We start from the raw sequence: 21,530 nt of genomic DNA on the forward strand, positions 1-21,530 counted from the left end.
GCCATGAGCCGCGTCGATTTTCACAGCAACGTGCCGGACAAGCTGGCCTACGCCTGCCGCCTGGCGCGCAAGGCCTACATGGCCGGCAACAAGGTGGTCGTGCTGGCGCAAGATGGCGCCCAGCTCGACGCCCTGAACCGCGCCATGTGGACGTTTTCCGCCACGGATTTCCTGCCGCACGTGCTGGCCGGCGATCCGCTGGCCGTGCAGACGCCCATCATCCTGACCGATGACGCGGCGGCGGAGGTGCCGCACCACGACATCCTCGTCAACCTGTCGCAGCTGCCGCCGGCCAACTATGCGCAATTCCAGCGCGTCTTCGAGATCGTTTCCATGGATGAACAGGATGCGCAGGCGGGCCGCCAGCGCTTCCTGCACTACCGCCAGCAGAACGTGCAGCCGACCCACTTCGTGGCAGGCAAGACATGAACCAGCCGCCGTTTGACCAGGGCATTCCCCTGCTGACGGAGGTGCTGCTGGGACCGGAGGTGCCGGAGGCGGCGCCCGTCGCGCCAGTTGCCGCCCCGGCTGCCGTCGAGGAAGCACCGGCGTTGCCGCCGGGCGTGGTGCAACCGGACTGGGACGCCATCGAAGCACGCCTGACCCAGCGCATCCTGCACCAGGTGCAGGGCAAGATCGACCACCTGCTGGAAGAGCGCATCGCCCACGTCCTGCAGACGGCCCTGCAAAACGCCCTGATCGGCATGCGCGGCGCCCTGCGCGAAGACTTGCAGCAATCACTGGAACAGATCGTGGCGCATGCGGTGAGCCATGAGCTGGGGCATTTGCATCCGCCAGCTCAGTAAGCACACACCTGTCGTTGCGACCATTTCACCACCGACAAAAATCCGGGGGTCAGACCCGACGGGTCTGACCCCGGCATTCCCTCACTTCCTCCCCCAAACAGCGAACGGCTGGGGTCAGACCCTCAGGGTCTGACCCCGGATGTCGTTTTGGGGTAGAAGAACGCAGATTTTCTTACACCCTTCCCCCTCCCAACGCCATTCTTTGGTGCGCTCGCACCCGAGAAATCGGTGCATCGCGCCTCACTTTGGTGATTGTTGCGACAAAATGCAAAAAGCCCGAAATGCGGCTTTGCGCGGCCTGTTTTTTGTTGTACCTTTCTTCACACGCACCGCCCCTCGAAGCGGTTTTTCACGAGACGCCGCCGTATCTTTATCCATTGGAGAATGTTTATGCTGCTCAAGACCAAAGTCCTTCCTCTCGCCCTCGCCCTCGCCTTTGCCGGCCATGCGGGCGCGCAGGAAATCATCAAGATCGGCCATGTCGCCCCGGTCTCTGGCGCCAGCTCCCACCTGGGCAAGGATAATGAAAACGCGGCCAAGATGGCCATCGAGGACTTGAACGCCAAGGGCTTCAAGATCGACGGCAAGGTCGTGAAATTCGTGCTGGTGCCGGAAGACGACGCGGCCGATCCGAAGCAGGGCACGGCCGTGGCGCAAAAGCTGGTCGACGCCAAGGTCAACGGCGTCGTCGGCCACCTGAATTCGGGCACGACGATTCCCGCCTCGCGCATTTATTTCAATGCGGGCATTCCGCAGATTTCGCCGGCCGCCACCAACCCCACCTACACGCAGCAAAAATTCAACACGGCCTTCCGCGTGGTGGCCAATGACAACAAGCTGGGCGGCACCCTGGGCGCCTACGCCGTGGACAAGCTGCAGGCGAAGAAAATCGCCGTCATCGATGACCGCACGGCCTACGGGCAGGGCGTGGCGGAACAGTTCGTCAAGGGGGCGAAAAAGGCCGCGCCGGGCGTGCAAATCGTCGGCAAGGAATTTACGAACGCCAACGCGACGGACTTCAATGCCATCCTCACCAGCATCAAATCGAAGAATCCCGACCTGATCTTCTTCGGCGGCATGGATTCCGTGGGCGGCCCCATGCTGCGCCAGATGAAGGCGCTGGGCATCAAGGCCAAGTTCATGGGCGGCGACGGCCTGTGCACGGAACCGCTGGGCAAGCTGGCGGGCGACGCCATCGGTGAAAACGTCGTCACGTGCGCGGAAGCGGGCGGCGTCACGGGCGCGCAGCAAAAAGGCATGGACGATTTCCGCGCCCGCTACAAGCAGAAATACAATATGGAAGTGCAGCTGTACGCGCCCTACGTGTACGACGCCGTGATGACCATGGCCACCGCCATGGCCGATGCCAAATCGTCGAAGCCGTCCGTCTACCTGCCGTTCCTGGCCAAGGTACATTACCAGGGCGTGACTGGGCCGATCTCGTTCGATGCCAACGGCGACATCAAGGATGGCGCGCTGACCCTGTTCACTTACCGCGATGGCAAGAAGACCAAGATGGAAGTGGTCAAATAATAGAACCTACTGCGCGGCGCGATTTGCGGCCTGCGATGCTCACTGTGCATTCGCACAGCTCCGCTTCTCAGCCACAACTCACATCCGCTCGCTACGGTTCTTGCTGTCCGGCCACGTAAGCCAGTAACCCTTCGGCCAGCGCGTCGAAGGTGGCGCGGCAGCGCAGGCTGCCGCGCAAATCCTCATGCATGGTGATCCAGGTTTCCATCGGCAGTGAAAACGCCTGCCCCAGCACGCGCCGCAAGGCCGGATTGCGCGCCGCCAGCCCCGTCTGGCATACGCCGATGCCGGCGCCCGCGCGGATCAGCGCCAGGTGCGCCAGGTCGCTGTCGCAGCGCCAGGCAAACTGTTCCCGCGTCAATCCCTGGAAGGCCGCGCCCGCGCTGCGCACGAAGGGGCTCGCCTCGTCGTAGCCGATGACAGCATGCCGGGCCAGGTCCGCCCATGCCTGCGGCATGCCGTGGCGCGCCAGGTAATCCTCGTGCGCATGCAGGCCCAGTTCGATATTGCCCACCTTGCGCGCCACCAGCTGTTCCTGGCGCGGACGCAGCATGCGCACGGCGATGTCCGCCTCGCGCCGCAGCAAATCCTGCACCTTGTTGCTCAACACCAGTTCGATGACCAGGCCCGGATGGCGCTCGCGCAGCCGCGTCAGGATGGGCGGCAGCACTTCCACGCCCACCGCTTCGCTGGCCGCGATGCGCACGGCGCCCACCACGCCTTGGCCCTGGCTGCTGGCGGCGCGCTGCATCAGCGCGGCCGTGTGCTCCATCGTTTCCGCGTGCGGACGCAGGGCCAGGGCGATTTCCGTCGGCAGCAGGCCCAGCTGCGAGCGCGTAAACAGGGTCACGCCCAGCTCCTGCTCCAGCGCGGCGATGTGCCGGCCCACTGTCGGCTGGGTGATGCCCAGCGCGCGGGCGGCGCCGGACAGCGAGCCGTGCTTCAGTACGGCCAGCAGGGAGCGGTAGTATTCCCAGGCAATCGAGGTAGTCATACATAAATGTATAGCCTGTGCACGATGTTCGTCAATTCCCAAATAGCCATGCGCGGCAGATACTGGCGCCATCAACCACAGGGAGGTCACGATGGACACGCAGAAAACGGTATTGGTATTGGGCGCCACGGGCGGCATCGGCGGCGAGATGGTGCGCCAGCTGCTGGCGGCGGGCTGGCAGGTACGCGCCCTGAAGCGGGGAGAGATCCAGCCGGCGCGCGGCGACGGTATCGCGTGGCTGCGCGGCGATGCGCTGTCGCGCACGGACGTGATGGCCGCCGCCAAAGGCTGCGCGGTGATCGTGCATGCCGTCAACCCGCCCGGCTACCGGCAGTGGGGCCAGCTGGTGCTGCCCATGCTCGACAATACCATCGCCGCGGCCATCGCCGAAGGCGCCACCATCGTGCTGCCGGGCACGGTGTACAACTTTGGCCCCGACGCCTTCCCTGCACCGGGGCAGTCACTGGCGGAAGACGCGCCACAGCGCCCACTGACGCGCAAGGGCGCCATCCGCGTGGAGCTGGAGGCGCGCCTGGAGCGGGCCGCCACGCAGGGCGCCAGGGTGATCATCGTGCGGGCGGGCGACTTCTTCGGCCCCCGCGCCGGCAATAACTGGTTTTCGCAAGGTCTGGTGAAGCCGGGCCAGCCCGTGCGCAGTGTCCTGTCGCCGGGCGCGCCCGGCATCGGCCACCAGTGGTCCTACCTGCCCGACGTGGCGCGCACGATGCTGCAATTGCTGGCCTTGCGCGCCACCCTGCCGGCGTTTGCGCGCTTTCACATGGCGGGACACTGGGACCACGACGGCCGGCAAATGACGGGGGCGATTGTGCGCGTGGTGGAACAGGCGACGGGCGCGCGGCCTGCCCTCAAATACTTTCCCTGGTGGCTGGTGAGCCTGGCGTCGCCGTTCGTGGCGACGATGCGCGAGCTGCGCGAGATGCGCTATCTGTGGCAAACGCCGCTATCGATGGAGAATGCGCGGCTGCTGGCCGTGCTGGGGCAGGAGCCGCACACGCCGCTCGACGAGGCGGTCAGGGCGACGCTGGCGGGCATGGGCAACCTGCAGACGACGGGCAAAAAAAATGCGCCGGGATGGCCGGCGCATTGATGAGGGTTGCCACGGCACAGATTATTTCTGTGCCAGCACCCATTTGATCAGGGTGTGGGCTTCCGCATCGCTCACTTGCGGGTTGGCTGGCATCGGGATCGCGCCCCAGGTGCCGGAACCGCCCTTCATGACTTTCGCCACGAGCTTGTTCTCCGCGTCTTTTTGACCGGCGTACTTGGCGGCCACGTCCTTGAACGCAGGACCCACCAGCTTCGTGCTTACCGCGTGGCACGCCATGCAATTCTTGGCTTTCGCCAGGTCCGGATTGGCCATCGCCACTTGCGAGCTCAATGCCGACACAGCCAATACACCTACCAACATCATGGAACGTTTCATTGTCTTTTCTCCAGAGTAACTTCCTGCCGGCATTCTACCGTGTTTCGGCAGGTTCACCACGAGCCAAGATCAAGCGTTTCAAACACATAAACACTCAAGGCAAGGCTATTTTGCCCCAAGCGCGCGCCAATTCCCATGTTGTTTGTAAGGCGATGTAACGCCCGCCGCCCCGCCCCGCGCAGCAGCGGCGCGGTGCGGCGTTTTTACAACGCTCAGCGCTTCTTCAGCTGCGACAGGTCGCGCACGGCGCCGCGGTCGGCCGACGTCGTCAAGGCCGCATATGCCTGCAGCGCCTGCGACACGTAGCGCTCGCGGTTGACGGGCAGCCAGGCCGCATCGCCCTTCGCTTCCATGGCGGCGCGGCGCGCGGCCAGCTGCGCATCGGTCACGCGCAGGTTGATGGTGCGCTCGGGGATGTCGATGTCGATGAAGTCGCCCTCTTCCACCAGGCCGATGGCGCCGCCTTCGGCCGCTTCCGGCGAGGCGTGGCCGATCACCAGGCCCGAGGAGCCGCCCGAGAAGCGCCCGTCCGTGAACAGCGCGCACGCCTTGCCCAGGCCCTTGGACTTGATGTACGAGGTCGGATACAGCATTTCCTGCATGCCGGGGCCGCCTTTCGGGCCTTCGTAGCGGATGATGACGACGTCGCCTTCATGCACGGTATCGGCCAAAATCGCTGCAACAGCGGAATCCTGGCTTTCGAACACGCGCGCCTTGCCCGAGAATTTCAAGATGCTTTCATCCACGCCGGCCGTCTTGACGATGCAGCCCTTTTCCGCCAGGTTGCCGTACAAGACAGCCAGGCCGCCATCCTGCGAATACGCGTGGGCCTTGTCGCGGATGCAGCCCGTGGCGCGGTCCGTATCGACGGCCGCGAAGCGCTCGGACTGCGAGAACGCCGTCTGCGTCGGCACGCCGCCCGGCGCGGCGCGGAACAGTTCATGCACGGCCGGATCGTCCGTGCACTTGATGTCGTTTTGCGCGATGGCGTCGGCCAGGGTCGGCGCGTGGATCGTCGGCAGGGTCGTGTTGAGCAGGCCGGCGCGCGCCAGTTCGCCCAGGATGCCCACGATGCCGCCCGCGCGGTGCACGTCTTCGATATGGTATTTGTCCGTCATCGGCGCCACCTTGCACAGGCAAGGCACCTTGCGCGAGATGCGGTCGATGTCGGCCATGGAAAATTCCACTTCCGCCTCGTGCGCGGCGGCCAGCAGGTGCAGCACGGTATTCGTCGAGCCGCCCATGGAGACGTCGAGCGCCATGGCGTTTTCAAAGGCCGCCTTGGTGGCGATGGAACGGGGCAGCACGGAGTAATCGTCCTGCTCGTAGTGGCGCTTGGCCAGTTCCACGATCAGACGGCCCGCGCGCAGGAACAGCTGCTGGCGGTCCGAGTGCGTGGCCAGAATCGTGCCGTTGCCGGGCAGGGCCAGGCCCAGCGCCTCGGTCAGGCAATTCATCGAGTTGGCCGTAAACATGCCGGAGCAGGAACCGCAGGTGGGGCAGGCCGAGCGTTCGATTTCCGCCACGTCGGCGTCGGACACGGTGCTGTCGCCCGCCTTGATCATGGCGTCGACCAGGTCCAGCTTGATGATCTTTTGCGCGCCGTTGACCACCTTGACGACCTTGCCCGCTTCCATCGGCCCGCCGGAAATGAACACGACGGGGATATTGATGCGCATGGCGGCCATCAGCATGCCCGGCGTGATCTTGTCGCAGTTCGAGATGCAGACCATGGCGTCGGCGCAATGGGCATTGACCATGTATTCGACGGAGTCGGCGATCAGGTCGCGCGAAGGCAGCGAATACAGCATGCCGCCGTGGCCCATGGCGATGCCGTCATCGACGGCGATGGTGTTGAATTCCTTGGCCACGCCGCCGGCCTTTTCGATTTCGCGCGCCACCATCTGTCCCAGGTCCTTCAGATGCACGTGGCCGGGCACGAACTGGGTAAACGAGTTGACGACGGCGATGATCGGCTTGTCGAAGTCGCCGTCCTTCATGCCGGTGGCGCGCCACAGGGCGCGGGCGCCAGCCATGTTGCGGCCGTGGGTGGTGGTGCGGGAGCGGTATTGCGGCATGATGGGGGTCCTTCCAAGGATGATTGATGCCTGACTGCGCGGATTTGCAACAAAACCCTGCGTGCAGTGGGGGTACGCCAGATTGCCTTGCGCGCGCGCCACTGTCAAATATATGATGCACGTGTCTGTGAGTCGTTTTACATATCACAGCAATCAATCTGCATGGAAACGCATATGAACCTTGAGCTGCGCCAGCTGCGCTACTTTGTCACCGTCGCCGAGGAATTGCATTTCGGCCGCGCCGCCGCGCGCCTGCACATGACGCAGCCGCCCCTGTCGCAAACCATCATGACCCTGGAAGAATTGCTGGGCGCGCCCCTGTTCGTGCGCACGCGCCGCGAGGTGCAGCTGACGCCGGCCGGCACGGCCCTGCTGCCCGAGGCGCGCCGCCTGCTGGCCCAGGCGCAGGACTTGCCCGCGCTGGTGCGGCGGGCCGCGCAGGGCGAGGCGGGGCGATTGAGCCTGGCGTTTGTCTCCTCGGCCGACTACAGCGTGCTGCCGCCATTGCTGCGCGCGTATCAGACTGCCTATCCGCAGGTGCGGATCGCGCTGCAGGAAGCCACCTCGGACCTGCAGCTCGAGGAATTGCTGGCGGGGCGCACGGATGCGGGCCTGCTGATCCCGCCCCTGCCCGAGAAAGCGAAGGGGGAACTCGACTACCTGCCCGTGCTGGCCGAGCCGCTGGTGCTGGCGGCGCCGTCGGGACTCGACCTGTTGAAGACGCCAGGCCCCGTGCGCCTGCGCGACCTGCCGCCGCTACCGCTCATCATCTTCCCGCGCGCCATCTCGCCCGCCCTGCACGACGCGATCCTTGGCGTGTTCCGCGCGGCCGGCATCACGCCGCAGATCGGCCAGGAAGCGATCCAGATGCAAACCATCGTCAGCCTCGTCTCGGCTGGCATGGGCATCGCGCTTGTGCCACAATCGGTATCGAATCTGATGCGCCCCGGCGTAGAATACAGGCCGCTGCAGGACGCCACGCCGCTGGTGGAAACGGGCCTGGCCTGGCGCCGCGACAATCCGTCGGCCGTGCTGCAAGGCTTCCTGGCGCTGCTGCGCAAGCAGATCAGCGCTGCCGCCGATTAAATTAAGTGGCCGCTAAGGAAAAAAGCCGCCGGCACCCCCATACTACGCAACCTTGGCTTTAAACAAAGAAAGAACTCCATGCTGATACACCCGATGCCCAATCCGATAGCCATCCAGATCGGCCCGCTCGCCGTGCACTGGTACGGCCTGATGTATGTGCTGGCCTTCGCCCTGTTCATTATCCTGGGCCGCGTGCGCATCAAGCAGCCGCATATCGCCAGGCTGGGCTGGAAGAAGGAAGATCTCGACGACATGCTGTTCTACGGCATGCTGGGCGTGGTGATCGGCGGACGCCTGGGCGAAGTGCTGTTCTACCGTCCCGAATACTTCCTGCACAATCCGCTCGAGATCTTCATGGTCTGGCATGGCGGCATGTCCTTCCATGGCGGCTTCCTCGGCGTGATCCTGGCCATGTACCTGTGGAGCCGCAAGGCGGGCCGCAACCTGTTCGACGTGCTCGACTTCATCGCCCCGCTGGTGCCGCTCGGCTACGCGGCCGGCCGCCTGGGCAACTTCATCAATGCCGAACTGCCGGGCCGCATCGCCCCGGACACCTTGCCGTGGGCCATGCAATGGCCGGGCATTCCGTATCCCGTGCACCCGTCGCCGATCTACCAGATGCTGGTCGACGGCATCCTGGTCTTCATCATCCTGTGGCTGTATGCGCGCAAGCAGCGTCCGCGCATGGCCGTGGGCGCCATGTTCACCCTGCTGTACGGCTGTGCGCGCTTCTTCACGGAATACTTCCGCACGCCGGACTGGGAAGTCGTGTGGCTGGGCGTGCCGATCACCTCGGGCCAGATGCTGTCCCTGCCGATGATCGTCGGCGCCATCGTGCTGCTGGTGTGGGCATATAAAAGCCAGGTGATGGGCACGCCGCCCACCAAGGCGCGCCCGGCCTGATGAACGGCTTAAGCCTGTAACCTGCTGGTAATCACTTTCCATTGCGCCGGCGTCACCGGCGTGATGGACAGCCGGCTGCCCTTCTTCAGCAGCAGCATGTCTTCCAGCTCCGGCATCTGGCGCATCTCCGACAAGGGCAGCAGCGCCGTCTTCTTCACGCCGCGCACGTCGACGCTGATCCAGCGCGGCTGCTCCGGCGTGGCCTTCGGATCGAAATACTTTCCTCCCTCTTCAAACTGGCTGTGATCGGGATACGCCGTGCTGGCCACTTCGGCCACGCCCGCCACGCCCGGCTGCGGGCAGCTGGAATGGTAGAACAGCACGCCATCGCCCACCCGCATGCCATCGCGCATGAAGTTGCGCGCCTGGTAGTTGCGCACGCCAAACCAGGGCAAGGTGTGCCCGGGCGCGGCCATCAGGTCGTCGATGCTCACCTCGTCGGGTTCGGACTTCATCAGCCAGTACTGTGTCATTGCATTCCCCAGGTCAAATAGTCAAAGCGACAGGCGTAAAAAAACGGCTGCGCATGCTGATGCTGCAACCGTTTTTGTACTGCAAATTGGGCCCCGCCTGTGCCGCTATGCCGGCATCCCGAACCAAACGGTTCAAGGTGGTCACGTTAGTTCAATTTCGGGTTCGTCGAACGAGCGACGCTCACTCCCATCAAACAAAATTCGCAACCGATGCGCATAAATGGTTCAAGGAATATATGGCAATCGCGAACACCGCAGGGTAGACGCAAGTTTACTCCTTTGATCGCGCATCGCAAAGACAAATCGTACCGTGCCCGCTTAAAATCCCATTAATAACACCGAACAAAGCCTTAGCGAGCGGCGATGAATTGTGGCCAAGAAGCGCAGCCGTGCTTGCACGGGGCCGCCGAGGCAGCGAGCATCGCGGGCCGCAAGTGGCGACGCGCAGCAGGTTTGGTCCGGTGTTTAAAACAGGTTTTCCTGGGGCGTCAATGCGCTGTCCAGGACGGTGTGCATGGCCGAGATTTTCTGCTTCACTTCCAGGATGGTCAATTCCGACAGCGGTCCTTGCGGCGACTTCACGGAGAGGAATTCGGCGGCCACGCCCAGCGCGGCCAGCACGGCGATGCGGTCATTGCCCTTGACCTTGCCCGCGTCGCGGATGGCCTTCATCTTGCTGTCCAGGTAGATCGCCGCTTCGCGCAAGGCGCGCTCTTCGCCATCGCGGCACACCATGCTGTAGGACTGGCCCATGATATTCACATCGACACGCGGCATTACGCTTCCTTCTCGTTCTCGGCACTGTAGGCACCGGCTTCCGAGGCGGCTTGCTCCAGGCCAGCCTGCACCAGTTCCGGGATTTTTTCCAGCAAGGCTTCCACGCGCTCCTGCGCCTCGCGCATGCGCTGCGCATACTGCGCATTGTCGGCGGACAGGGCGGCATTGTCCTTGCGCAGTTGCGCGTTTTCACGACGCAGCGCATGGGTCATTTCGGCCAGCAGGCCTATTTTGTCGGATAATTCGTTGAATTCGGAAATCATCCCGCCACTATAGGGCGGACGCTCCATGGGCGTCAATCGAATCACGCCGCTGTCACACATATTTACATCAATGCAGGGCAGTTGGCGGACAATACACACTTTTTCCGGCGCTTTTCGCCAAGTGCGCGCATCCGCCAACGCCGCGATGGCAGCGTTTTACTCGTCGACGTAATCGGGTTCGATATCGAGTCCGCCATAGCGGTTTTCGCAAGAGCGGCGCGTCAGCGTCTGCTGTCCCCCCTTGCCGTCAAGCACCATCGTCAAGTCGCGGCAAGTCTGGCGGTAGCTGCCAGGTTTGGCGTCCGTCCCCGAGGGCGTCAGGCGCACTGCCAGCGGCACCGCATTGCCCAAGCCTTTGTTGCTCCACTGGCGCGTCTTGCCATCCTCCTCATCTTTCAAGGTACGCACGGCGGCCGTCAGCAAGGATTTCTGTTCCTTCGCATTCAGCTTGGCGATGGTGACGTCGGACAGGAAGGGCGCATACGCGACGGGCGCCGGATCCTTGCCCTGCACGTCCCAGTTGCCGCTGTTCTGCGAACAGGTGCGGCGGCTCAGGTCCTGCGACTTGCCGCCTGCCGTGACGACGAATTTCAGGTCGCGGCAGAGGTGCGCCTTGAAACTGTGTTCCGTCATGCCGGAGTTGCTGAAGTGATACGTGACCTTCACCAGCACGCCGCTATCGCCGCCGTTGTTCCACACGTGCGCTTCCTGGTCGTCGTCGTCCTTGTTCAAGTCGTTGAACAGGTCGTTGAGCAGCATTTCCTTTTCCAGCGGCGTCAGGGTGGCCACGGTGATCTCGTCGAGAATCGTGGCAGGCTGCGCGGCGGCATGGCCCAGGCAGGCGAAACCGATGACGGTGGCGCCGATCAGGCGCAGGGCGGGACGGGGCAGCGTGAATGGCATGGCGGGCTTTCTGGCGCAAGTGGTGATATTGATATGCAATTCCAATCATCTTATCAAAGTCCATAGCAAAACTCTGTTTCTTGCGCGTACAGGAACGCCCCCTCTCCGGACGGCATGCTAGAGTCGCTGCTGTTGCTGACGCCCGGGAACGAGGCTTGCGCCAGCGCAAACCCAGTGCAGATGCAGGCTCTGCTCTGCATCTATCTATATGTTCCCTTTGAATAAGCCCTTGAAGTTGACCCTTAGCGTCCCTATAATTAGCACTCGTTAGTAGAGAGTGCTAACAAACTCTTTCGTAGCAATCCTCAGGAAATGATGGTGCTTGCCAGACCACTGCAGGGAACGCTACGCGGCGGGCGACGCCGCGATGCACCACTGCCGGATACAGGCAAGGACAGGATGACATGAGGTTTGCTTGAACGTTGCGGGCTGCTTTCAACGGCGGTCACTGAAGGCAGGTCTGGCGCTGTGCCAGGCATGGTTTCATTCAGCAACACTTATCCATTGAACTTTAAGGAGTTTTGTATGAATCTGCGCCCATTGAACGATCGCGTCATCGTCAAACGCCTCGACCAGGAAACCAAGACTGCGTCCGGCCTCATCATTCCTGATGCAGCTGCTGAAAAACCGGATCAAGGCGAAGTCCTTGCCGTAGGCAATGGCAAGATTCTCGACGACGGCAAAGTCCGTCCTCTGGATGTCAAAGTGGGCGACCGCGTCCTGTTCGGCAAGTACGCCGGCCAAACCGTCAAAGTTGACGGCGATGAGCTGCTGGTCATGCGCGAAGAAGACATCATGGCGATCGTCGTCAAGTAATTGTTTCCACGTTTTAGATAACTCATTCCGCAATTTCTGGAGAATTGAACATGGCAGCTAAAGAAGTAGTATTCGGCGACGCAGCGCGCGCCAAGATGGTCGAAGGCGTCAATATCCTCGCCAACGCAGTCAAAGTGACCCTGGGCCCGAAAGGCCGCAACGTGGTCCTGGAGCGTTCGTTCGGCGCCCCTACCGTCACCAAGGATGGTGTGTCGGTAGCGAAAGAAGTTGAACTCAAAGACAAGCTCATGAACATGGGCGCGCAAATGGTCAAGGAAGTCGCTTCCCGCACCAGCGACAACGCCGGCGACGGCACCACCACCGCCACCGTGCTGGCACAAGCCATCGTGCGCGAAGGCATGAAGTTCGTTGCCGCCGGCATGAACCCGATGGACCTGAAGCGCGGTATCGACAAAGCCGTTGCAGCGACCGTCGAAGAACTGGCGAAAATCGCCCGTCCTTGCACCACGACCAAGGAAATCGCCCAGGTTGGCGCGATCTCGGCCAACTCGGACTACTCGATCGGCGAGCGTATCGCTGAAGCGATGGAAAAAGTCGGCAAGGAAGGCGTCATCACGGTAGAAGACGGCAAGTCGCTGAACGACGAGCTGGACATCGTTGAAGGCATGCAGTTCGACCGCGGCTACCTGTCGCCCTACTTCATCAACAACCCGGAAAAGCAAGTTGCCGTCCTGGACAATCCATTCGTCCTGCTGTGCGACAAGAAAATCTCGAACATCCGTGACCTGCTGCCGGTACTGGAACAAGTCGCGAAAGCTGGCCGTCCACTGCTGATCATCGCCGAAGACATCGAAGGCGAAGCGCTGGCGACCCTGGTGGTGAACAACATCCGCGGCATCCTGAAAACCTGCGCAGTGAAAGCACCAGGCTTCGGCGACCGCCGCAAAGCCATGCTGGAAGACATCGCTGTCCTGACCGGCGGCCAGGTGATCGCTGAAGAAGTCGGCCTGACCCTGGAAAAGGTCACGCTGGAAGAGCTGGGCCAAGCCAAGCGCATCGAAGTGGGCAAGGAAAACACCATCGTCATCGATGGCGCCGGCGAAGCTGCCTCGATCGAAGCACGCGTGAAACAAGTACGCGTACAGATCGAAGAAGCAACCTCGGACTACGACCGTGAAAAACTGCAAGAGCGCGTCGCCAAACTGGCTGGCGGCGTTGCCGTGATCAAGGTTGGCGCAGCCACCGAAGTCGAAATGAAAGAAAAGAAAGCCCGCGTGGAAGATGCACTGCACGCGACCCGCGCTGCCGTGGAAGAAGGCATCGTGCCAGGCGGCGGCGTAGCCCTGCTGCGCGCACGCGCCAACATCACGGTCAAGGGCGACAATCCTGACCAGGACGCCGGTATCAAGATCGTCCTGCGCGCAATGGAAGAGCCACTGCGCATGATCGTGCAAAACGCTGGCGAAGAAGCATCGGTCGTCGTGGCAGCCGTACTGGCTGGCACGGGCAACTACGGCTACAACGCGGCCAACGGCACGTATGGCGACATGGTGGAAATGGGCGTTCTGGACCCAGCCAAAGTGACCCGTTCGGCGCTGCAAAACGCCGCTTCGATCGCTTCGCTGATGCTGACGACCGACTGCATGGTCTGCGAAATCGCTGACGACAAGGCAGCTGGCGGCATGGGCGGCGGCATGGGTGGCATGGGCGGCATGGGCGGCATGGACGGCATGATGTAATGTCCGGCGCTCGCGCGCGCAGGCGACGGCGCGCGCGAGTGCCTGCGCCGGACCGGGCTGGCAGGCCAAAAGCTGCCAGCACCTGACGGCGCCCCCCCGCAAGCCACCTTCTACGGAAGGTGGCTTTTTTTTATCTTTCTTTTTGACAATTCCAACGATTGCCCGCCTGCCCGTTTTGCTTTAGCATGGCCGCCATCGTCCACCCTTCCGACACCTTCATACACCATGCCGCCACGCGCCTCTTCTTCCAAAACCGCCATCATCGCCGGCATCCTGGCCGGCTTGCTGGCCGCCGGACTCGGCGCTTTTTACTTGCAGCAGCAGTCCGTGCCGCAGGACGGCAAGGCGCCGCCCGCAAGCAGCCGGACGGCCGGCGCAGAACAACATGCGCGCGCCGTCGATGCGCTGCTGGCTTTGCCGGAGATCAAGGCCTGGTCGGCGCACATCGAAAAGGCCTCGGGCGGACGCGCGCATGGCGCCGTGATGGAGACGACGCCGGAAACGCGCCTCGTCGATGGCGCCGCCTATTACCAGCTGAGCTTTTTTGAAAGCACGCCGGAGGCGGCCCACCGCTGGGAAAGCTTCGTCGTCTCGCCCGACGGCAAGCGCATCCTCGTCGACGACGTCGTCAGCGGCGACTTGCTGAGTCTTGAACAGTGGCGCCAGGACAGCGCGCCCATGCAGCGCATCGCCACGCAGTAATTCCCCCTACGCCGGCGCCCCCTGCGGCGCCGCGCCGCGCACGCGCGCCACCCACCACACCGTCAGCAGGGACAAGCCCGCCGCCAGCCAGCCGTTGATGCCGAAGCCGCTGATGTGGCCAGCCGCGTCCGTTTGCAGGGTCAGTCCGCCCAGCCAGGCGCCCAGGCCGTTGCCCAGGCTTTGCAGGGCCGAATTGGCGCTGAGGAAAGCGCCCCGCTTGCGCGGCTCCGGTATCGTCGTCAGCAGCGCCTGCAGCGGAATCGTGCGGCCCGAGACCAGTACCATAAACAGGGGAAACACCAGCATCAGCGCCCACAGCGGCAGCCGGGGCAAGTGCGTGATCAGCAGCATGGGCACGATGGAGGCCAGGGCCACCCAGCGGTACACCCGCTGCTTGCCGGCACGGTCCGCCCAGCGTCCGATGCGCCTTGCCGTCAACAGCGTGGCGCAGCCGCCCGCCAGGTAGACCCAGGTGACGTCGGCCGGCGCCAGGCCCATATTGCCCACCAGTACGGGCGAAATGAAGGGAATCAGCAGCATGCCCGCCGTCATGTTCACCACCGACAAGAGAAACGCTTGCAGGTGGCGCCGCTCGCGGAACAGCGCCAGCAGGTTCGGCAGCACCTGGCGCAGCGGCGCGGCCGCGCCCATGTGCGCCGTCAGCGAGGGCAGCACGCGCGCCGCGCCGAACCAGATCAGGAACGACAGCAGCACCAGCAGGTAGAACGGCGACGCCCAGCCGAAATGCGCGGCCATCACCACGCCGATGGGCACGCCGCCCACGGCCGCCATGGCAAACGAGGTCATGACGATGCCGGTGGCCGCGCCGCGCCGCTCGGCGGGAATCACGTCGCCGATGATGGCCATGACGATGGCGCCCAGCACGCCGCCCGTCAGTCCGGCAAAGGCGCGCGACCACAGCAGCACATGGAAGTTCGGCGCCAGCGCGCACGCCAGGTTCGACAAGGTGAACAGGCAGAACATGGTCAAGAGCAGCTTCTTGCGGTCGAAACGGTCGACATACGTGGCCGCCAGCAGGCCGGACAAGCCCGCGCACCAGGCATAGGCAGAGACGGCGCCCGACACGGCGGCCGGGCCGATGTGAAACGCCTGCATCAGCTGCGGCGCCAGCGGCATCATCACCATGAAGTCCATGATGACGGTAAATTGCGTCAGCGCCAGCAGCCACAGCATCGCGCGTTCGCGCGCCGGCGTCAGGGCCGCGCCGGCAGCACTGTCTGGGGAGGGGTTCGGTACGGGTCGCATGCGGCAGATCTTAAGGAGGGCGACGCTGGACGGCAAGGTTTACTTTCCCGCGTGCTGGCCCGATACTCGCCAGCATGCCCTCTTTTTCCATCCGCCCCCTGACGCCCGGCGACGCCGCCGCCTACCGCGCCCTGCGCCTGGCCGGCATCGCCGAGCTGCCGGCCAGCTTCTGCACCACGCTGGCGGCGGAAAGCGCCGTGCCCCTGGCACAGATGGCCCAGCGCCTGCACGCCACCGCGCACCAAATAATGTTTGGCACTTTCGCGGATGCGCAACTGACCGGTATTGCCGGCCTGCGCCGCGAACCGATCGCCGTGGTGCATGACAAGGCCAGCCTGTGGGGCGTGTACGTGGCGCCGGCCGCGCGCGGCCACGGCGCCGGACGGCAACTCGTGCAAGCGGCCCTCGCGCACGCCTGCGGCATCCCCGAGCTGGCCCGCGTGCGCCTCGCCGTGGCGCAGGACAACCACGCGGCCCTCACCCTGTACCTGGGCTGCGGTTTCGTGCTGGCGGACGCATCGGCATCGGATGGCATGCTGCAAATGCAATGCGTCCTGCCGCGCCCCGCCATCGCAACTACGCCAAATAATGTCTTTCTGAAAATCAATACCTTACAATTCCTTGCGAAATAGACCAGGGGCCGTTTTTTCTGTTGCAAGCAAGCGCAACAGGCCTTAGCATCGCGGCTTACAAAAAATACTTGGGGAGAGCCAATGTCATCGGCCGAGACACACACCGCCACGGGTAAAATGCCCCGGCAAATACCGTACATCATCGCCAACGAAGGCTGCGAACGCTTCAGCTTTTATGGCATGCGCAACATCCTGACGCCATTCCTCATCAGCACCCTGCTGCTGATGATCCCGATCGACCAGCGCACGGGCGAAGCCAAGCACGTCTTCCATACCTTCGTCATCGGCGTGTATTTCTTCCCGCTGCTGGGCGGCTGGCTGGCCGACCGCTTCTTTGGCAAGTACAACACCATCTTCTGGCTCAGCCTCGTGTATTGCGCCGGCCATGCCTGCCTGGCCATCTTTGAAAACAGCGTCAACGGCTTCTATTTCGGCCTGTTCCTGATCGCCTTCGGTTCCGGCGGCATCAAGCCCCTGGTCGCCTCGTTCGTCGGCGACCAGTTCGACCAGACCAACAAGCACAAGGCCAAGCTGGTGTTCGACCTGTTCTACTGGATCATCAACTTCGGCTCCTTCTTCGCCTCGCTGCTGATGCCGATGTTCCTGCGCGACTACGGTCCGTCGATCGCCTTCGGCATCCCCGGCGTCATGATGCTGGCCGCCACCATCGTCTTCTGGATGGGCGCGAAGAAATACGTGCACGTGCCGCCGGCGCCGCCGAATCCCGATTCGTTCACCCGCGTGGCGCGCACCGCCCTGCTGGCCCGCGTCGACGGCGGCTCGCGTCCCGGCCTGTACGTGGCGTATGTCGGCGTGATCGGCGCCCTGTATGCGTTCTACAGCATTCCCGAATGGGGCTTCGTGATTTCCGCGTGTACGGCGCTGGTCCTGCTGCTGGCCTTCGGCAGCATCGGCACGGCCATGCAGCTGGAGCGCGCGCGCGGCATCCACCCGGACGAAGCCGTCGAAGGCGTGCGCGCCGTGCTGCGCATCCTCGTCATCTTCGCCCTCGTCACGCCGTTCTTCTCGCTGTTCGACCAGAAGGCCTCGACGTGGATCGTGCAGGCCAACACCATGGAAAAACCGAGCTGGTTCCTGCCGGCGCAGATGCAGGCGCTGAACCCGATGCTGGTGATGCTGTTGATCCCGTTTAATAACCTGGTGCTGTACCCGATGCTCAACCGCTTCGGCCTGGAAGCGACGGCCCTGCGCCGCATGACGGCCGGCATCGGCTTTTCCTCGCTGGCGTGGATCGTCATTGGCCTCTTGCAGCTGGCGCTCGACAGCGGCAATGCCGTCTCCATCATGTGGCAGATCCTGCCGTATGCCCTGCTGACGTTCGGCGAGGTGCTGGTCTCGGCCACGGGCCTGGAGTTCGCGTACAGCCAGGCGCCCGTCTCGATGAAGGGCGCCATCATGAGCTTCTGGAACCTGTCGACCACGGTCGGCAACCTGTGGGTGCTGATCGTCAACCGCAGCGTCATGAACGAGGGCGTGATCGGCAAGATCGCCGAGAGCGGCATCAGCGTGACGGCCTTCCAGATGTTCTTCTTCGCCGCCTTCGCCGCCGTCGCCATGCTGGCCTTCGGCCTGTACGCGAAGCGCTACAAGATGGTCGACAACTACCGCCAGGCGGCCATCCCGGCAAAAGCATGATGCCGGCTTGACCTGTCGCAATGCAGAAGGGCGCCCTCGGGCGCCCTTTTTTATTACGTCGTCACCGTCGGCGCATCGCGCCCCGTGCGTGCGCGTATCTGCGCCACCTGCTCCGCCACGCCGATCAGTCCGGCCAGCGCTTGCTGGGTCGGGATGGCGTGCTGCGCGGGATCGGCCTCATAGCGCTCCAGGTACAGGCGCAGGGTGGCGCCTTGCGTGCCCGTGCCGGACAGGCGCAGCACGATGCGCGCGCCATCCGTCATGATGATGCGGATGCCCTGCTGCGTCGCCACGGCGCCGTCGACGGGATCCGTGTAGCTGAAATCGTCGGCCAGCGCCACCGTGTAAGCGTCGAGGCACTGCCCCGGCAGGGCCGCCAGCTGGGCGCGCACGGCGTCCATCAGCTGGTGCGCGCCGGCGCTGTCGATGTCTTCGTAATCGTGGCGCGAATAGTAATGGCGGCCATACGTGGCCCAGTGGGCGCGCACGATGGCTTCCACCGATTGCTTTTTCTCCGCCAGCAGGTTAAGCCAGAACAGCACGGCCCACAGGCCATCTTTTTCGCGCACGTGGTTCGAGCCCGTGCCGTAGCTTTCCTCGCCGCACAGGGTGGCCATGTCCGCGTCGAGCAGGTTGCCGAAGAACTTCCAGCCCGTCGGCGTTTCGTAGCACGGGATGCCCAGCGCGCTGGCGACCCGGTCGGCCGCGCCCGAGGTGGGCATGGAGCGGGCGATGCCTTTCAAGCCGGCGCGGTAGCCGGGCGCCACGGTGGCATTCGCGGCCAGGATCGCCAGGCTGTCCGACGGCGTGACGTCGAAGCGCCGGCCGACGATCATGTTGCGGTCGCCGTCGCCGTCCGAGGCGGCGCCGAAATCGGGAGCATCCTCGGCCGCCATGATGGCGATCAGCTCGTGCGCGTTGGCGGGGTTCGGGTCGGGATGGCCGCCGCCGAAGTCTTCCAGCGGCACGCCGTTGATGACGCTGCCCTTGGGCGCGCCCAGCATGCCTTCCAGGATGGCCGTCGCATACGGGCCGGAGACGGCGTGCATGCCGTCAAAGCAGAGGCGCAGGCCGCCCGCGAACAGGGTGCGGATGGCGTCGAAGTCGAACAGCTGCTGCATCAGTTCCGCGTAATCAAGCACCGGATCGATCACTTCGACCGCCATCTGCTCGATGCGCACGGTGCCCAGGGTATCGAGGTCGATGTCGGCGGCGTCGCTGATGCGGTATTCGGTGATGGCCTGCGTGCGCGCATACATGGCCTCGGTGATCTTCTCGGGCGCCGGGCCGCCATTGGCGATGTTGTACTTGATGCCGAAATCGCCATCGGGACCGCCAGGATTATGGCTGGCCGAGAGGATGATGCCGCCGCTGGCGCCATGCTTGCGGATCACGCAGCTGACGGCCGGCGTCGACAGGATGCCGCCCTGCCCCAGCAGCACGCGCGCATAGCCGTGCGCGGCCGCCATGCGCAGCACCGTCTGGATCGCCGCGCGGTTGTAATAGCGGCCGTCGCCGCCCAGCACCAGGGTCTGGCCGCGGCAGTCGCCCAGCGTGTCAAAGACGCTCTGCACGAAATTTTCCAGGTACTGCGGCTCGCTGAACACGCCCACCTTCTTGCGCAGGCCCGACGTGCCGGGCCGCTGGCCGGCCATCGGCGCCGAATTGATTACTTGAATAGCCATGTTGTCTCCATATTAACTTCATATGTTAGCGCATGCTGGCCCCGCGGCAAAGCGTTGTACGCCTGCCACGGTGCGGCAGCGCACCTGGCGCGGCATCGCCAAATGCCATGGCATGCCATATAATGAGAATCATTCTCATATGCGCCACACCCGGCTGCAGATTCACCAACCCATCGGACGCCGTGGTCGCACGCTACTACCAAGAACTGCTCAATTTTTGCTGGCGCGGCCTGCGCAACCGCGAGGCGGCGCTGGACCTGGTGCAGGAAAGCTACGTGCGCGTGCTGGGCGTGCAGGACAGTTCAGCGCCGGGCGCGCCAGCCGTGCGCGAACCGCGCGCGCTGCTGTATCACACGGCACGCAACCTGATGATCGACCAGCACCGCCGGGCCGTCCTGCGCCAGCACGATGCGCTCGACGCCTTGCCGGAGGCGGCGCATCCGGCCGCGCCGCCGCACCTGCAGCCGGAACAGGCGCTGGAAAACAGCCAGGACTGGCAAGCCTGCGTGGCCGCCATCGACGCCCTGCCGCCGCGCTGCCGCGACGCCTTCGTGCTGCACCTGTTCGAGGAATTGCCGCACGCGCAGATCGCCGCGCGCATGGGCATTTCCGTGAGCATGGTGGAAAAACACATCGCGCGCGGCATGCTCAGTTGCCAGGCGCAGTTGCTGCGGTTGCATTCTTTGCGGGAAGCCACATAATGGCGCCCATGACCGCCCGCCCGCCCCGCCACGATTTCGGCCCCTCCGCCCAGGAGCAGGCGGACTTGCGCGAGTACGCCGACTTTGCCGCCACGCAAGATCACGTGGCGCTGGCGGCGGCAAGCTGGTTCAGCCGGCGCGACAACCTCGATGCGCAAGGCCAGGCCGCATTTGCCGCCTGGCAGGCGGCCGACCCGGCCCACGCGCGCGCGTATGCGCAACTGCAGGACGCGCACGGCGCGGCGCGCAGGATTCCCCCGCACGTGGCCGCGCGCTGGGCCGTGCCGCCCGCCGCGCCAGCGCAATCCCACCGCCGCCCGCTTCTGCGCGCCCTGCCGTATGCGGCCGCCGCCATGTTGCTGCTCGGCGTGGGCGCGGGCGGCTACCAGTGGTGGCAGCAACCCGTGTTCAGCCAGGCGTATGCCACGCAGCGGGGCCAGCGGCTGGCTGTCGCGCTGCCCGACGGCAGCAAGGTGCAGCTCGACACGTCCACGCAATTGCACGTCACCCTGTACCGCCAGCGCCGCGAAGTGCGCCTGGCGCAAGGCGAAGCGCTGTTCCAGGTGCAATCGAAGCAGGGCCAGCCCTTCGACGTGCTGAGCGGCCCCCTGACGGTGACGGTGGTGGGCACGCAATTTGCCGTGCGCAACACCCTGGCGCACGACGGCCAGTTGCGCGTGGCCGTGCAGCATGGCCATGTGCGCGTGGCCGGTGCGCGGCAGGAGCTGGTCGACCTGCGCGCCGGCCAGGGCGTCAGCAGCGATGCCAGCGGCCACCTGTCCGCCATCGCCAGCCTGGCTCCAGGCAGCGTGGCGCCGTGGCGCGAAGGCCGGATCACCTTCGACAACGTGCCGCTGGGCGCGGCGCTGGCCGAGTTCGAGCGCTATGGCGATACGGGCTTCGTCGTGCGCGACGCGGCCGTCGCCCGCCTGCGCATCGGCGGCAGCTTCAGCCTGACCCAGCTGGACCGCTTCGCCGCCGCCCTGCCCCAGCTGCTGCCCGTGCGGATCACGCGCAGCGGCACCACCAGCACCATCAGCCTGGCGCCGCAAGCCCCCGCGCAGGCGCCGGCCATGCAGCTGCAGCAACAATAAATAAAAATAAGTCGCATT

The 21,530-nt window shown here is 64.3% G+C and carries 22 protein-coding genes and 1 other RNA gene; 13 read left to right on the forward strand and 10 right to left on the reverse strand.

Annotation, left to right across the window (positions count from 1 at the left end):
- Window positions 1–3: 3 nt before the first annotated feature.
- From BM193_RS05130 to BM193_RS05140, 3 genes are all read left to right on the forward strand, one after another.
- A complete protein-coding gene (locus BM193_RS05130) occupies window positions 4–429 on the forward strand; it encodes a DNA polymerase III subunit chi (protein ID WP_092795895.1) in 426 nt (141 codons plus the stop codon).
- Entirely contained in the window at window positions 426–806 is a 381-nt protein-coding gene (locus BM193_RS05135) for a hypothetical protein (RefSeq protein ID WP_092795897.1), read from the forward strand. The genes BM193_RS05130 and BM193_RS05135 overlap by 4 nt, the downstream gene beginning before the upstream one ends.
- 390 nt (window positions 807–1,196) lie before the next feature.
- Window positions 1,197–2,339: a branched-chain amino acid ABC transporter substrate-binding protein gene (locus BM193_RS05140; protein ID WP_092795899.1), complete on the forward strand. Its 1,143-nt coding sequence runs from the start codon at window positions 1,197–1,199 to the stop codon at window positions 2,337–2,339.
- 91 nt (window positions 2,340–2,430) lie between these two features.
- On the opposite strand, the gene BM193_RS05145 is transcribed toward BM193_RS05140, so the two are convergent.
- Window positions 2,431–3,333 (reverse strand): LysR family transcriptional regulator, encoded by a 903-nt coding sequence (locus tag BM193_RS05145; RefSeq protein WP_092795901.1) that lies wholly within the window; start codon window positions 3,331–3,333, stop codon window positions 2,431–2,433.
- A gap of 91 nt (window positions 3,334–3,424) precedes the next feature.
- On the opposite strand from BM193_RS05145, the gene BM193_RS05150 reads away from it, so the two are divergent.
- Complete coding sequence (locus BM193_RS05150) at window positions 3,425–4,441, forward strand: NAD-dependent epimerase/dehydratase family protein (protein WP_092795903.1); 1,017 nt, start codon at window positions 3,425–3,427, stop codon at window positions 4,439–4,441.
- A gap of 21 nt (window positions 4,442–4,462) precedes the next feature.
- Here BM193_RS05150 and BM193_RS05155 read toward each other — a convergent pair whose 3' ends face one another.
- Both BM193_RS05155 and ilvD read right to left on the reverse strand, forming a co-directional pair.
- The gene (locus tag BM193_RS05155) at window positions 4,463–4,762 is read right to left on the reverse strand and encodes a c-type cytochrome (RefSeq protein WP_254785890.1); all 300 of its coding nucleotides are present in this window, start codon (window positions 4,760–4,762) and stop codon (window positions 4,463–4,465) included.
- A gap of 227 nt (window positions 4,763–4,989) precedes the next feature.
- A complete protein-coding gene (gene ilvD / locus BM193_RS05160; protein WP_092795908.1) occupies window positions 4,990–6,855 on the reverse strand; it encodes a dihydroxy-acid dehydratase in 1,866 nt (621 codons plus the stop codon).
- A 174-nt stretch (window positions 6,856–7,029) separates the two neighbouring features.
- On the opposite strand from ilvD, the gene BM193_RS05165 reads away from it, so the two are divergent.
- Window positions 7,030–7,941, forward strand: coding sequence for a LysR family transcriptional regulator (locus BM193_RS05165; RefSeq protein WP_092797077.1), 912 nt, complete (start codon window positions 7,030–7,032; stop codon window positions 7,939–7,941).
- A 78-nt stretch (window positions 7,942–8,019) separates the two neighbouring features.
- Complete coding sequence (gene lgt / locus BM193_RS05170; protein WP_092795910.1) at window positions 8,020–8,844, forward strand: prolipoprotein diacylglyceryl transferase; 825 nt, start codon at window positions 8,020–8,022, stop codon at window positions 8,842–8,844.
- Window positions 8,845–8,852: 8 nt separating this feature from the next.
- Here lgt and BM193_RS05175 read toward each other — a convergent pair whose 3' ends face one another.
- The 5 genes from BM193_RS05175 to BM193_RS05195 form a co-directional block, all read right to left on the reverse strand.
- Window positions 8,853–9,317 (reverse strand): EVE domain-containing protein, encoded by a 465-nt coding sequence (locus BM193_RS05175; RefSeq protein ID WP_092795913.1) that lies wholly within the window; start codon window positions 9,315–9,317, stop codon window positions 8,853–8,855.
- A gap of 86 nt (window positions 9,318–9,403) precedes the next feature.
- A non-coding RNA gene (gene ssrS / locus BM193_RS05180) (6S RNA) lies at window positions 9,404–9,581 on the reverse strand.
- Between the two features lie 201 nt (window positions 9,582–9,782).
- Window positions 9,783–10,094, reverse strand: coding sequence for a cell division protein ZapA (locus BM193_RS05185; RefSeq protein WP_034747344.1), 312 nt, complete (start codon window positions 10,092–10,094; stop codon window positions 9,783–9,785).
- Window positions 10,094–10,357: a DUF904 domain-containing protein gene (locus tag BM193_RS05190; RefSeq protein WP_092795915.1), complete on the reverse strand. Its 264-nt coding sequence runs from the start codon at window positions 10,355–10,357 to the stop codon at window positions 10,094–10,096. Before BM193_RS05190 ends, BM193_RS05185 begins: the two co-directional genes overlap by 1 nt.
- Window positions 10,358–10,513: 156 nt before the next feature.
- Complete coding sequence (locus BM193_RS05195; protein WP_092795916.1) at window positions 10,514–11,260, reverse strand: hypothetical protein; 747 nt, start codon at window positions 11,258–11,260, stop codon at window positions 10,514–10,516.
- A 525-nt stretch (window positions 11,261–11,785) separates the two neighbouring features.
- Between BM193_RS05195 and groES the strand changes: the two genes are divergently transcribed.
- The 3 genes from groES to BM193_RS05210 all read left to right on the forward strand — a co-directional run bounded on the left by groES (window position 11,786) and on the right by BM193_RS05210 (window position 14,478).
- Complete coding sequence (groES, locus tag BM193_RS05200; protein WP_010400979.1) at window positions 11,786–12,076, forward strand: co-chaperone GroES; 291 nt, start codon at window positions 11,786–11,788, stop codon at window positions 12,074–12,076.
- Window positions 12,077–12,126: 50 nt separating this feature from the next.
- On the forward strand, window positions 12,127–13,776 hold the full coding sequence (gene groL, locus BM193_RS05205; RefSeq protein ID WP_092795918.1) for a chaperonin GroEL: 1,650 nt from the start codon (window positions 12,127–12,129) through the stop codon (window positions 13,774–13,776).
- A 225-nt stretch (window positions 13,777–14,001) separates the two neighbouring features.
- Entirely contained in the window at window positions 14,002–14,478 is a 477-nt protein-coding gene (locus tag BM193_RS05210; RefSeq protein ID WP_254785841.1) for a hypothetical protein, read from the forward strand.
- A 6-nt stretch (window positions 14,479–14,484) separates the two neighbouring features.
- On the opposite strand, the gene BM193_RS05215 is transcribed toward BM193_RS05210, so the two are convergent.
- The gene (locus tag BM193_RS05215; protein ID WP_092795920.1) at window positions 14,485–15,744 is read right to left on the reverse strand and encodes an MFS transporter; all 1,260 of its coding nucleotides are present in this window, start codon (window positions 15,742–15,744) and stop codon (window positions 14,485–14,487) included.
- 74 nt (window positions 15,745–15,818) lie between these two features.
- Between BM193_RS05215 and BM193_RS05220 the strand changes: the two genes are divergently transcribed.
- Window positions 15,819–16,376: a GNAT family N-acetyltransferase gene (locus tag BM193_RS05220; RefSeq protein WP_092795921.1), complete on the forward strand. Its 558-nt coding sequence runs from the start codon at window positions 15,819–15,821 to the stop codon at window positions 16,374–16,376.
- Between the two features lie 117 nt (window positions 16,377–16,493).
- A complete protein-coding gene (locus tag BM193_RS05225; protein WP_217638410.1) occupies window positions 16,494–18,032 on the forward strand; it encodes a POT-type proton-dependent oligopeptide transporter in 1,539 nt (512 codons plus the stop codon).
- A 53-nt stretch (window positions 18,033–18,085) separates the two neighbouring features.
- Here BM193_RS05225 and BM193_RS05230 read toward each other — a convergent pair whose 3' ends face one another.
- Window positions 18,086–19,717, reverse strand: coding sequence for an alpha-D-glucose phosphate-specific phosphoglucomutase (locus tag BM193_RS05230; protein ID WP_092795924.1), 1,632 nt, complete (start codon window positions 19,715–19,717; stop codon window positions 18,086–18,088).
- Window positions 19,718–19,899: 182 nt separating this feature from the next.
- On the opposite strand from BM193_RS05230, the gene BM193_RS05235 reads away from it, so the two are divergent.
- Together BM193_RS05235 and BM193_RS05240 are read left to right on the forward strand one after the other, a co-directional pair.
- Window positions 19,900–20,418, forward strand: a complete 519-nt coding sequence (locus BM193_RS05235; RefSeq protein ID WP_175533147.1) for an RNA polymerase sigma factor — start codon at window positions 19,900–19,902, stop codon at window positions 20,416–20,418.
- A gap of 8 nt (window positions 20,419–20,426) precedes the next feature.
- A complete protein-coding gene (locus tag BM193_RS05240) occupies window positions 20,427–21,512 on the forward strand; it encodes a FecR family protein (protein ID WP_217638411.1) in 1,086 nt (361 codons plus the stop codon).
- Window positions 21,513–21,530 lie beyond the last annotated feature (18 nt).

The organism is Janthinobacterium sp. 344 (assembly GCF_900112025.1).
Taxonomy (GTDB): Bacteria; Pseudomonadota; Gammaproteobacteria; order Burkholderiales; family Burkholderiaceae_D; genus Janthinobacterium.

Bases quoted from the DNA above. Each gene is read 5' to 3' on its own strand.
- BM193_RS05130 (WP_092795895.1), top strand. From the start codon at position 4: ATGAGCCGCGTCGATTTTCACAGCAACGTGCCGGACAAGCTGGCCTAC.
- BM193_RS05135 (WP_092795897.1), top strand. From the start codon at position 426: ATGAACCAGCCGCCGTTTGACCAGGGCATTCCCCTGCTGACGGAGGTG.
- BM193_RS05140 (WP_092795899.1), top strand. From the start codon at position 1,197: ATGCTGCTCAAGACCAAAGTCCTTCCTCTCGCCCTCGCCCTCGCCTTT.
- BM193_RS05145 (WP_092795901.1), bottom strand. From the start codon at position 3,333: ATGACTACCTCGATTGCCTGGGAATACTACCGCTCCCTGCTGGCCGTA.
- BM193_RS05150 (WP_092795903.1), top strand. From the start codon at position 3,425: ATGGACACGCAGAAAACGGTATTGGTATTGGGCGCCACGGGCGGCATC.
- BM193_RS05155 (WP_254785890.1), bottom strand. From the start codon at position 4,762: ATGTTGGTAGGTGTATTGGCTGTGTCGGCATTGAGCTCGCAAGTGGCG.
- ilvD (WP_092795908.1), bottom strand. From the start codon at position 6,855: ATGCCGCAATACCGCTCCCGCACCACCACCCACGGCCGCAACATGGCT.
- BM193_RS05165 (WP_092797077.1), top strand. From the start codon at position 7,030: ATGAACCTTGAGCTGCGCCAGCTGCGCTACTTTGTCACCGTCGCCGAG.
- lgt (WP_092795910.1), top strand. From the start codon at position 8,020: ATGCTGATACACCCGATGCCCAATCCGATAGCCATCCAGATCGGCCCG.
- BM193_RS05175 (WP_092795913.1), bottom strand. From the start codon at position 9,317: ATGACACAGTACTGGCTGATGAAGTCCGAACCCGACGAGGTGAGCATC.
- BM193_RS05185 (WP_034747344.1), bottom strand. From the start codon at position 10,094: ATGCCGCGTGTCGATGTGAATATCATGGGCCAGTCCTACAGCATGGTG.
- BM193_RS05190 (WP_092795915.1), bottom strand. From the start codon at position 10,357: ATGATTTCCGAATTCAACGAATTATCCGACAAAATAGGCCTGCTGGCC.
- BM193_RS05195 (WP_092795916.1), bottom strand. From the start codon at position 11,260: ATGCCATTCACGCTGCCCCGTCCCGCCCTGCGCCTGATCGGCGCCACC.
- groES (WP_010400979.1), top strand. From the start codon at position 11,786: ATGAATCTGCGCCCATTGAACGATCGCGTCATCGTCAAACGCCTCGAC.
- groL (WP_092795918.1), top strand. From the start codon at position 12,127: ATGGCAGCTAAAGAAGTAGTATTCGGCGACGCAGCGCGCGCCAAGATG.
- BM193_RS05210 (WP_254785841.1), top strand. From the start codon at position 14,002: ATGCCGCCACGCGCCTCTTCTTCCAAAACCGCCATCATCGCCGGCATC.
- BM193_RS05215 (WP_092795920.1), bottom strand. From the start codon at position 15,744: ATGCGACCCGTACCGAACCCCTCCCCAGACAGTGCTGCCGGCGCGGCC.
- BM193_RS05220 (WP_092795921.1), top strand. From the start codon at position 15,819: ATGCCCTCTTTTTCCATCCGCCCCCTGACGCCCGGCGACGCCGCCGCC.
- BM193_RS05225 (WP_217638410.1), top strand. From the start codon at position 16,494: ATGCCCCGGCAAATACCGTACATCATCGCCAACGAAGGCTGCGAACGC.
- BM193_RS05230 (WP_092795924.1), bottom strand. From the start codon at position 19,717: ATGGCTATTCAAGTAATCAATTCGGCGCCGATGGCCGGCCAGCGGCCC.
- BM193_RS05240 (WP_217638411.1), top strand. From the start codon at position 20,427: ATGACCGCCCGCCCGCCCCGCCACGATTTCGGCCCCTCCGCCCAGGAG.